This window comes from Brevibacterium sp. S111 (assembly GCF_004745075.1).
Lineage (GTDB): Bacteria > Actinomycetota > Actinomycetes > Actinomycetales > Brevibacteriaceae > Brevibacterium.
In genome coordinates, this window is sequence record NZ_RHFH01000009.1 from 195,978 (window position 1) to 206,060 (window position 10,083).

Genomic DNA, 10,083 nt, shown 5'->3' on the forward strand with positions numbered 1-10,083 from the left:
AGGAACGAATGAGTATGGCATCCGTCGTGTTCGTGTGCACCGGCAATATCTGCCGCTCGGTGACGGCCGAACGCGTGCTCGAGCACCATCTGAGGATCAACGGCACCGAGGCGGTCGTCGATTCCGCCGGAATCAGCGACGAGGAGGCCGGCAATCCCATCGACCCACGTCAGGCGCGGGTGCTCGCGGCCGCCGGCTACCGCACCGATGATCACGCCGCTCGACAGATCACGGTCGACTGGCTGGCCGAACGCGATCTGGCCGTGGCGATGACCGCTCGCCACTATCGTGCGCTGCAGCGGCTGATCGAGCAGATCCCCGCCGAGGCGGCCCCGGAGCTGCGGATGCTGCGTGAGTTCGATCCCCGGCTGGCTCCGGACGGGTCCGAAGACGGGTCCGAAAGCGAATCCGTCGGTCGTGGACAGGGCCGCGGGATCAGTGGTGCGGCCGAGCCCGGTGCCCCCGCACCCGATGTGCCGGACCCTTGGTACGGCGAATTAAAGGATTTCGAAGAAACTCTTGAGACAATTGAAGTGTCCGTGCCGGGAATCACCGATCACCTGCACGCTCTGGCCGAGAAGTCTGCGTGATACTGGAAGCAGAATCGCCGATCGATGAACGAACGCCCTGAAGGAGAAACTCTCATGACTCGTACTAAGTGGTCCGCTTTCAAGCTGGGCTTCGCCGCCCTGCTGGTGGCTGCCTTGAGTGTCTTCGCGTTTGCGCCCGCCAGTGCTCACGACCAGCTCGTGTCCTCGAACCCCGAAGACGGGGCGGAACTGGATCAGCAGCCCGAGTGGCTCGAGATGACGTTCTCCGGGAACATCCAAGAGGTCGGCTCCGAAGTCACCGTCGTCGTCGACGGCAAGGACGTCTCGGCCGGTGAGCTCACCGTCGAGGGCAAGAAGCTCAGCGTGGCGCTGCCCGATGACCTCAAACCCGGCGACTATGAGGTGACCTGGCGTGTGGTGTCCCAGGACGGACACCCGATCTCCGGTGACTATGCCTTCACCATCAAGGACTCCGAGGGCGCAGGCGGCGCTGTCGAAGAGTCCACCAAGGCCGGCCTCGGCGGCGGAGTCGTCGACGAACCGGGCAAGGACACCGGAGAGCGCGGTGAGATCGGAGAGGCCAGCGGCAGCGATTCGGGCATGTCGACCCCGATGATCGTGCTGCTCTCCGTCGGCGGACTCGCGATCATCGTCATCGTCGTCCTGCTCATGCGCCGCAAGGCCCAGGGCCTGCCCGGCACCAAGGGCGATGATTCGAGTTCCGGCCCCGGTCCGAAGAACGACTGAGGTTCGCGGCACAGCGACACTCATCTGACGAACCGATGGCCGAGGCCCCGGAGGCGAGAGCTTCCGGGGCCTCGCTGCATCGTCGGACCGTTTGCGTGCGGGACTCGACCGGCGCGGGGGCCGCGGAATAGAACCGGACCGGGACGCTGTTGTCCTACAGGGCTGATCGCCTCACCGAGCATCGACGTCCGATCGCTCGCCACCACCCAGCTGACCGAAGGACGGCATCACATTGTCCATTCCTCTCAACATCCTCGACCTCGTCTCCATCCGTGAGGGATCCACGGCCCGCGAGGCCATCGCGAATTCGATGTCGACCGCCGCGCTCGCCGATGAGCTGGGCTACTCACGCCTCTGGTTCGCCGAGCACCACAACACGATGGGTTTGGCTGCCAGCGCCACGGCACTGCTCATCTCTCAGGCCGCCTCGGCGACGGAGAGGATCCGAGTGGGATCCGGCGGTGTGATGCTGCCCAACCACGCGCCGCTCATGGTCGCCGAGCAGTACGGAACCCTGGCGAACATCCATGGCGATCGCATCGACCTGGGCCTGGGGCGCGCCCCCGGCACGGACGGCATGACGGCCCAGGCGCTGAGCCGTTCCTCGGCCGAACCGCAGTCCTTCGCGCAGAACATCTACGACCTGCAGGGTTGGTTCAGCGAACGGGGTCAGGCCTACAGCGCGCCGATCAAGTCGGCTGTCTCGGCCGGAACGGACGTTCCGATCTGGGTGCTCGGGTCGACGATGAATGGGGCGTCGATCGCCGGTCAGCTGGGGCTGCCGTTCTCACTGGCCTCGCACTTCGCTCCCGATCAGATCGACGCGGCGATCAAGGTATACCGTGATTCCTTCACCGCCGATGCCCCGACCGCGCAGATCGACAAGCCCTACGTCATGGCCGGGATCAATGTGATGGTCGCCGACACCGACGCCGAGGCGCAGCGTGAGTTCACCCCGGTCAGGCAGATGTTCGCGGACATCGGCCGGGGACGCAGCCGGCAGCTGCAGCCGCCGGTCGAGCCGAGCGAATTCGCCGCTCAGGGCATGGGCGAGAACCCGATGCTCACGATCAGCGCCGTCGGCTCGCCGGACACCGCGACCGAGCAGATGGCCGAGTTCGTCGAGCGCACCGGTGCCGATGAGCTCATCACCGTCACCTACGCCTACGACACCGAGGTGGGCCAGCGCTCACTGCGCCTGTTGGCTGACGCCTGGTTCTGACTCGGCACCTCACCTCGTGAGCCGCACATGTGCCGCCAGCCCGGTGTCGTCGGCGGCCAGGACTCGTGCGGTGCTGAGGATCATGTCCTCCATCGCCGAGGCGGCCCGAGTCGGTCGCACATCTGCGCGAGTCGCGATGCTCACCGTCCGTGACAGGCTCGGCTCCACCAGTTGGGCCGAGATCAGCTGAGGTCGGTCGACGAGGACCATGGCGGGGACGATCGCCACGCCAACGCCGCGTTCGACGAAGCGCAGCACCGCGTCCATCTCCCCGCCCTCGACGACGACGTTCGGGTGCAGGCCGCTCGATTCGAAGGCCGCCGAGGTGGCCTCCCGCAGGTCGTATCCGTGATGGAACAAAACCTGGGGGAGTGCGGCCACCTCGGCGAGGGTGATCTGGTCGCCGCTGATCAGCGCTCCGTCGGCGGCCGCGATGACGACGAGATCCTCGCCGAGCACTTCCTGCATCTGCAGTCGGGGTGTCTGCGCGTCGAGGTCGACGGTGCGGGTGATGAGCGCGAGGTCGAGCCCGCCGGTACCCAGAGCCTCGATGAGCTCCCGGGAACCCTTCTCGACGAGTTCGAGCTCGACTCCGGGATGCTGATGGTGGAAACGACTGATCGCCTCGGCGACGAGGCTCACGCACAGGGTCGGGGTGGCGCCGAGGCGGATCCGACCGCGGCGCAGACCGGCGAGCTCGTCCATGTCACGGCGGATCGCCTCGGCGTCGGCGAGCATCCGACGGGCCGTCGGCAGCAGGGTCTCACCCGCCGCGGTCAGCGAGATGTGGCCGTGGGCGCGGTGGAAGAGCTCTGCGCCGAGCTCCTTCTCCAGGGTCGAGATCTGACGGCTCAGCGAGGGCTGAGCCAGGTGCAGGGTGGCGGCCGCCTTCGTGAAATGACCGGTGGCGGCGACCTCGACGAAACTCGCCAGCTGTTCCAGATTCATGGCAATAGCGTATCGCTATCAACTCGACTCAAACAATGCATTGGACGTATGTGGTGGGCGCTCTTAGCGTGGAAGCATGACCATTACACAGGGAACAGCACGTCGCAGAGAACGCTCCATCTCCACCTCCGTGCTCGTCATCGGCACCGGTGGATCGGGCCTGCGCGCCGCGATCGAAGTCGCCGAAGCAGGAGGCGATGTCCTCACCGTGGGCAAGCGCCCGAAGGAAGACGCGCACACCTCGCTCGCCGCCGGCGGCATCAACGCCGCACTGGCCACCGTCGACCCCGAGGACACGTGGCAGCAGCACGCGGCCGACACGATCAAGGAATCCTATGACCTCGCCAACCCCCGCACCGTCGAGATCGTCACCCAGGGCGCAGCCGAAGGCATCGCCGACCTGGAGCGATATGGAATGGACTTCGCGAAGGAGGACGACGGTCGGATCTCTCAGCGCTTCTTCGGCGCCCACACCTGGCGCCGCACCGCTTTCGCCGGAGATTACACGGGCCTGGAGATCCAGCGCACCCTCATTCGTCGTGCCGAGGCCCTGAACATCCCGATCCTCGATCGGGTCTACATCACGAAGCTCCTCGTCGCCGATGGTCGCATCTTCGGTGCCTTCGGCTTTGACGTCATCGACGGCACCGCCTACCGCATCCACGCCGACGCTGTCATCCTCGCCGCCGGCGGGCACAACCGCATCTGGCGGCGGACCTCCTCCCGTCGGGATGAGAACACCGGCGATTCGTTCCGCCTGGCCGTCGAGGCCGGAGCGCGTCTGCGCGACGCCGAGCTCGTCCAGTTCCATCCTTCGGGCATCATCGAACCCGAGAATGCCGCGGGCACCCTGGTCTCCGAGGCGGCCCGCGGTGAGGGCGGAATCCTGCGCAACGGCCTGGGAGAGCGGTTCATGGAACGCTACGATCCCGAGCGGATGGAGCTGTCCACTCGTGACCGCGTCGCCCTGGCCGCCTATACGGAGATCGCGGAGGGTCGGGGCACGGAGAACGGAGGCGTCTGGCTCGACGTGTCCCATCTGCCGCGGGAGACGATCATGAACCGGCTGCCGCGCGTGTTCGCCACGCTCATGGAGACGCAGATGCTCGACATCACGGCCAGCCCGATCGAGATCGCTCCGACCGCGCACTACTCGATGGGCGGGGTGTGGGTCGATCCCGTCGATCACAGCACCGATGTCGAGGGGCTGTGGGCCATCGGCGAGGCCTCGTCCGGTCTGCACGGGGCCAACCGCCTCGGCGGCAATTCGCTCATCGAACTCCTCGTCTTCGGTCGGATCGTCGGACGGTCCGCGGTTGCCTACTCCGAGGAGCTCGAAGCACAGGTGCGTTCGCGCGATGCCGTCGCCGAGGCGCGGGCCGAGATCGATGATCTGCTCGCCTCCGATGGCACGGAGAATGTCAGGGCGCTGCAGCGCGAGGTCCGCAACCTCATGACCGAGCATGCCGGCGTGGTCCGTGACGAGGCCGGGCTGCAGGCCGGACTGGAGAAGCTCGCGGGTATCGAGGCTCGGATGGAGAATGTGGGCATCCACCCGGACATCGCCGGCTTCGCCGATCTCTCGCACGCCTTCGATCTCAAGTCCTCGGTGCTCGCGGCCCGGGCGACGCTCGAATGTGCGCTTGAGCGCCGCGAGACCCGTGGCTGCCACAACCGCAGTGACTATCCGGAGCAGGACCCGAGCCTGCAGGTCAACCTCGTGTGGTCGCCGTCGACGGGAGTCGTGCGCGAGGACATCCCGCCCGTCGACCCCGAGGTCGCCGAGCTCATGCACGTCGGCGAGATCAGCCAGGAGGGCAAGCTCGTGGAGTGAGGCTCGCCCGCAACGACCCTCCAGACACACCTGACGGCGGCGCAGCTACCCCGCGCGAGGGTAGCAGTGCCGCCGTCAGGTGTGTCTGTGCGCTGAGGGTCAGCAGATCGACGACAGTTCCCGGCCCGCTGGAAAGTGGGTGGGAGAGTTTGCGGGGGCTTGACCGAACCTCAGAAGAGGTTGGGTGGGCACCCTTGCCGGGGGCTGTGTGTTTGCGCCTTCAGGATCTTGATGCATCTATCAATGCATGCATCTGTTAGCCTGTTGGCGTGAACGAACTGCTGACGCTTCCCTGGCAACGCACCGACGACACCTCCCCGATCGCCTCGCGGATGGCCGCCTGGGCGGCTCGAGAGATCATCGAGCGGCGCTTCGAACCCGGCGAGCTCCTCACCGAGGCTGACCTCGCCGAGGCGCAGAAGGCCAGTCGCACCCCGGCGCGGGAGGCGATGCTCCAGCTCGAGCGGTGGAGACTCGTCCGTCTCGTCCCGAAAAAAGGGGCGATCGTGACGACCGTGACGAGCAGGGAACGACGTGACCTGCTCGCCGTCCGTGCCATGTTCGAGACCGATGCCGTCCAGGAGCTGACTACACGCGGCGGCCTCGAAGCCCTCGCGGTCGACTTGCGGGCTCTCCTCGACGGGCAGCGGCAGGCCGTCGAGGAGGGCGATCCGCTCGACTTCGCGAGCTTCGACTACGCCTTCCACGCCCGACTCATCCGCGGCGGAGGCAACAGCATCGTCGAGGAGCTGCTGACCACGATGGGCCCGAGGCTGGCACGGCTGACCTACCAAGTCGCCACCGACCAGCCGGGCACGCTCGACACCCTCCTGAGCGAGCACGAATGCCTCACCGACTGTGCCGAGCACGGCAGCGCCGAGGAGTTCGGACAGCTCGTTCACGAACACATCGACGCCTCCCATTTCCCGCAGGGGCGACCGCTGTGACCGCCGGGTCCGATGCCGCGACCACCGATTCGACGACCTCGCCGATGGCCTCCGCTTCTCCTGCAGAGACCGCCCAGGTGCAGGCCGACGCCGCTGAACCTCGCGCGCGCCGAGGCGGTGCGTGGCTTCGCGTAGCACCGGCCATGTTCCTCCTTGCCTGGGGCGGCAATCACTTCACCCCGCTCGTGCACATGTACGAAGAGGACGGCGGCTATGCCGTCTGGCAGGCGAACCTGCTCCTGGGAATGTACGTCGGTGGACTGATTCCGGGACTCCTGGTCGCCTCGGCGCTGTCTGATCGTCGCGGACGCAAACCGCTCCTCATCGCCGGAACTGTCGCCGCGATCCTCGGCAGCGTGCTGCTGGGTCTCGGCTTCGACCTCTTCTGGCTGCTGTGCGTGGGCCGAGTGCTCGCCGGTGCTGGAGTCGGCGTTGCGATGTCCGTGGGCACGAGCTGGATCAAGGAACTCTCCGCCCCGCCTTTCGATCACCGGGCCGGCATCACCGCGGGCGCTCGCCGCCCGGCCCTGACCCTGACCTTGGGCTTCGCGCTCGGTGCGGCGGTGACCGGGTGCCTCGCCCAATGGGGGCCACTGCCCGAGGCGACCCCCTACGCGGTCCACACACTGCTGAGCATCATCGCCTTGGTCATCGTTCTCACCGCGCCGGAGTCCCTGGGCGGGGACCGCCGTTCGACCGAACACTGGTGGCGCGGACTGCGGATCCCGCTGGTCGGCCACCGGACCTTCGTGCGACTCATCATCCCCGCCGCCCCGTGGGTCTTCGGCGCCGCCGGCATCGCCTACGCGGTCATGCCCGCCCTCGTGCAGGACACGCTGGGGGAGTGGACGACGCTGTACGCGACAGTGCTCACCGTCGTCACCCTCGGTGCCGGAGCGCTTGTGCAGAACGCCGTTCCCCGGATCAACCGCTGGTCAGGAGGTCGGGCGCTCGTCGTCGGGCTCGGCCTGATGTCGCTCGGGATGGTGCTCGCCGTCGTGGCGGCACTGGTGGCCAGCCCGATCCTTGCCTTCGTCGTGGCCATCGTGCTCGGCATCGCCTACGGCACCTGTGTGGTGGCCGGACTCATCCTCGTCCAGGCCATCGCCGCACCGGACGACCTGGCCGGAATCACCGGCGTCTACTACTCACTGGCCTACTCCGGATTCCTCCTGCCGACAGTGCTCGCCGCACTGCTGCCGGTGATGCCCTACAGCCTGTCGCTGGCAGGGGTGGCCGTGATATGCCTGCTCTGCCTCGCCGCTGTCGCCCGCGCTTCGAGCAGGCGCTGGTGAGCAAGCGCCCGTGGCGAGGATACAACCACGGTGAGCAAGCGTCCGGGGTGTGGGAAAGACCATGGTGAGGGGCGCAGGGGAAGAACTAGGATGAAAACACTTCGCAACCACCTGATAGGGGTCGACATTCATGCTCGGTAATCAACGCACGAAGCCATCACCGGCGGTCAGCGCCTTCATCGACATCATGGGACCGCGCCACGTCCTCACCTCGGCGCGGGCCACTGCTCCCTATGCCAAGGGCAACCGCTTCGGCGGCGGCAGCGTCCTCGCCGTTCTGCGGCCGGGCAGCCTCGTCGATTTGTGGCGGGCCCTGCAGGTCTGCGTCGACGACGACCTCATCGTCATCCCGCAGTCGGCGAACACCGGCCTGACCGGCGGTTCCGGTCCCGGCGCGCAGGATTACGACCGCGAGATCGTCATCATCTCGACCCTGCGCATCAACCAGATCCACCTCATCAACGACGCCCGCGAAGCCGTCTGCCTCGCCGGATCGACGCTGTACGAACTCGACGAGAGGCTCGCCCCACTCGGCCGCGAACCGCACTCGGTCATCGGGTCGTCGTCGATCGGTGCGTCTGTCGTCGGCGGAATTGCCAACAACTCCGGCGGGTCTCAGATCCGAAAAGGTCCGGCATTCACGAAGCATGCGATCTTCGCCCGAGTGACCGAGGAGGGACGGCTGGAACTGGTCAACCACCTCGGCGTGAAGCTCGGTGACGATCCCGCCCACATCCTCGACAAGCTGCAGCGCGGTGACTGGGATCCGGCCGATGTCACGCCCCCTCCAGAGGACACGATGGAGACCGAATACGGCGAGCAGGTGCGCCGGATCGTCGACTCGCCTGCCCGGTTCAACGCGAACCCCGACTATTTGTACGAGGCCTCGGGGTCGGCGGGCAAGCTCATGGTCTTCGCCGTGCGCACCCGCACCTTCCCGAAGATCACGGACGCGACCACGTTCTATGTCGGCACGAACTCCCCGGCCGAGCTCGAAGCGCTGCGCCGCGCGATCCTGACCTCGGACATGCCGCTGCCGATCTCCGGCGAATACATGGGCCGGCCGTCATTCGACCTCGCGGAGAAGTACGGCAAGGACACGTTCGTATCGATCAAGCACGCCGGCAGCCGGGAGCAGATCAGGCTCTTCGCGCTGAAGAACTGGGCCAACGGGGTGTTCGCGAAGCTGCCGTTCTTCGGCGAGACCGTTGCCGACACCATCGCGCAGAACGCGTTCAATCTGCTGCCGCAGCAGCTGCCGAAGCGCATGCTCGAGTACCGCGACCGATTCGAACACCACCTGCTGCTCGTCGTCAGCGGCGAGGAGAAGGCGCGGATGGGTGCGTTCCTCGACGACTTCTTCGCCGAGGCGGCCCACCACGGTGCGTACTTCGTCTGCGATGCCGATGAGGCTCAGTCCGCGATGCTCCACCGGTTCGGTGCTGCGAGTGCGGCCACCCGTTACTTCAACCTCAACCGCGAGGACTCCTCGGACATGATCACCTTCGACGTCGCGCTGCGCCGTGATGACGAGGACTGGCTCGAGGTGCTGCCGGACGAGATCGCCGACCAGCTGCACATCAGCTCCTACTACGGCCACTTCTTCTGCCACGTCTTCCACCAAGACCATGTGGCGAAGAAGGGTGTTGATCCGGTGGCGCTGAAGAAGCAGATGACGGCGCTGCTCGAGGAGCGCGGTGCGGCCGTGCCCGCCGAGCACAATTTCGGTCGGCTCTATCAGGTGCCTTCGAAGATGGAGGCTCACTTCAAGGAACTCGACCCCTGCAACGTCTTCAACCCCGGAGTCGGAGAGACCTCGCCGAAGAAGAACTGGGCCTGAGCTCGGCTTCCCGCGCGTTCCTCGCATTCGTGCCGGCCTGCGCTGCCCTCGCGTCCGTGGCCACTCGCGCTTACGGTGCGTCCCTCGCCGCAAACAGCAAAACACCCCGGTGCGCCGGGGTGTTTTCGCGTGAACGATGAGGGATGCTCAGGCAGCAGTGCGAAGTGTCACTTCCGCGACGGTGTGCCGCTGGCAGTGAAGTGATGCCCACTGACCGCCCGACTGCCGGTTGAACGGATGCCCACACCACCGAGGCGGTCAGTCCTCGTCTTCGATGTCAGCAGCTGCGGCCGCCTCGGCGCGGGCCTGCTTGATCTTGCGTGTGCGAGAGATCGTCGTGAGGGTGATCGTAGCGATGAAGCCGACCGCCGCACCGATCACGATGGCGTACATGCTGGTTGGGGCGCCGAATGTGGCGCTCGTTCTCATGCCGGCATCGATGAGCGGCCGGCCTTCGCTCATGTGGAAGACAATCGCACCGACCCAGACGATGGCGAACACCGCGCCGACGATGTTGCCGACGATCAGCCGTTTCGGTGAGACGCGGGCCATCGACATCGAGAAATCCACATAAGGGGTATCCATTTAAGTCCCGGAGTCCCGGTCCTCCGCGGCTCGCCATGGCCGCTTCTCCGGCACGACTTCCAGACTCCCCGGCCGTCGGCGCGGGCCCACTACTCCCGGCGGCCGCTTCTCCTT

The 10,083-nt window shown here is 66.5% G+C and carries 9 protein-coding genes; 7 read left to right on the top strand and 2 right to left on the bottom strand.

The genetic code is table 11. From position 1 onward, the window contains the following. Positions 1-8 precede the first annotated feature (8 nt). The 3 genes from EB836_RS12190 to EB836_RS12200 all read left to right on the top strand — a co-directional run bounded on the left by EB836_RS12190 (position 9) and on the right by EB836_RS12200 (position 2,520). A complete protein-coding gene (locus EB836_RS12190; RefSeq protein ID WP_135540755.1) occupies positions 9-590 on the top strand; it encodes a low molecular weight protein-tyrosine-phosphatase in 582 nt (193 codons plus the stop codon). A 54-nt stretch (positions 591-644) separates the two neighbouring features. Further along, the gene (locus tag EB836_RS12195) at positions 645-1,298 is read left to right on the top strand and encodes a copper resistance protein CopC (protein WP_135540757.1); all 654 of its coding nucleotides are present in this window, start codon (positions 645-647) and stop codon (positions 1,296-1,298) included. A gap of 232 nt (positions 1,299-1,530) precedes the next feature. After that, complete coding sequence (locus tag EB836_RS12200) at positions 1,531-2,520, top strand: LLM class flavin-dependent oxidoreductase (RefSeq protein WP_135540758.1); 990 nt, start codon at positions 1,531-1,533, stop codon at positions 2,518-2,520. A gap of 9 nt (positions 2,521-2,529) precedes the next feature. Here EB836_RS12200 and EB836_RS12205 read toward each other — a convergent pair whose 3' ends face one another. After that, positions 2,530-3,468, bottom strand: coding sequence for a LysR family transcriptional regulator (locus EB836_RS12205; RefSeq protein WP_135540760.1), 939 nt, complete (start codon positions 3,466-3,468; stop codon positions 2,530-2,532). 76 nt (positions 3,469-3,544) lie between these two features. Between EB836_RS12205 and EB836_RS12210 the strand changes: the two genes are divergently transcribed. The 4 genes from EB836_RS12210 (at position 3,545) to dld (ending at position 9,384) form a co-directional block, all read left to right on the top strand. After that, positions 3,545-5,302: an FAD-binding protein gene (locus tag EB836_RS12210; RefSeq protein ID WP_135540762.1), complete on the top strand. Its 1,758-nt coding sequence runs from the start codon at positions 3,545-3,547 to the stop codon at positions 5,300-5,302. Between the two features lie 269 nt (positions 5,303-5,571). After that, complete coding sequence (locus EB836_RS12215) at positions 5,572-6,249, top strand: GntR family transcriptional regulator (protein WP_135540764.1); 678 nt, start codon at positions 5,572-5,574, stop codon at positions 6,247-6,249. Further along, a complete protein-coding gene (locus tag EB836_RS12220) occupies positions 6,246-7,544 on the top strand; it encodes an MFS transporter (RefSeq protein WP_240689942.1) in 1,299 nt (432 codons plus the stop codon). The genes EB836_RS12215 and EB836_RS12220 overlap by 4 nt, the downstream gene beginning before the upstream one ends. Before the next feature lie 130 nt (positions 7,545-7,674). Beyond that, positions 7,675-9,384, top strand: a complete 1,710-nt coding sequence (gene dld / locus EB836_RS12225) for a D-lactate dehydrogenase (RefSeq protein ID WP_135540766.1) — start codon at positions 7,675-7,677, stop codon at positions 9,382-9,384. Between the two features lie 258 nt (positions 9,385-9,642). Here dld and EB836_RS12230 read toward each other — a convergent pair whose 3' ends face one another. After that, on the bottom strand, positions 9,643-9,942 hold the full coding sequence (locus tag EB836_RS12230) for a hypothetical protein (protein ID WP_205683361.1): 300 nt from the start codon (positions 9,940-9,942) through the stop codon (positions 9,643-9,645). Between the last annotated feature and the right edge of the window lie 141 nt (positions 9,943-10,083).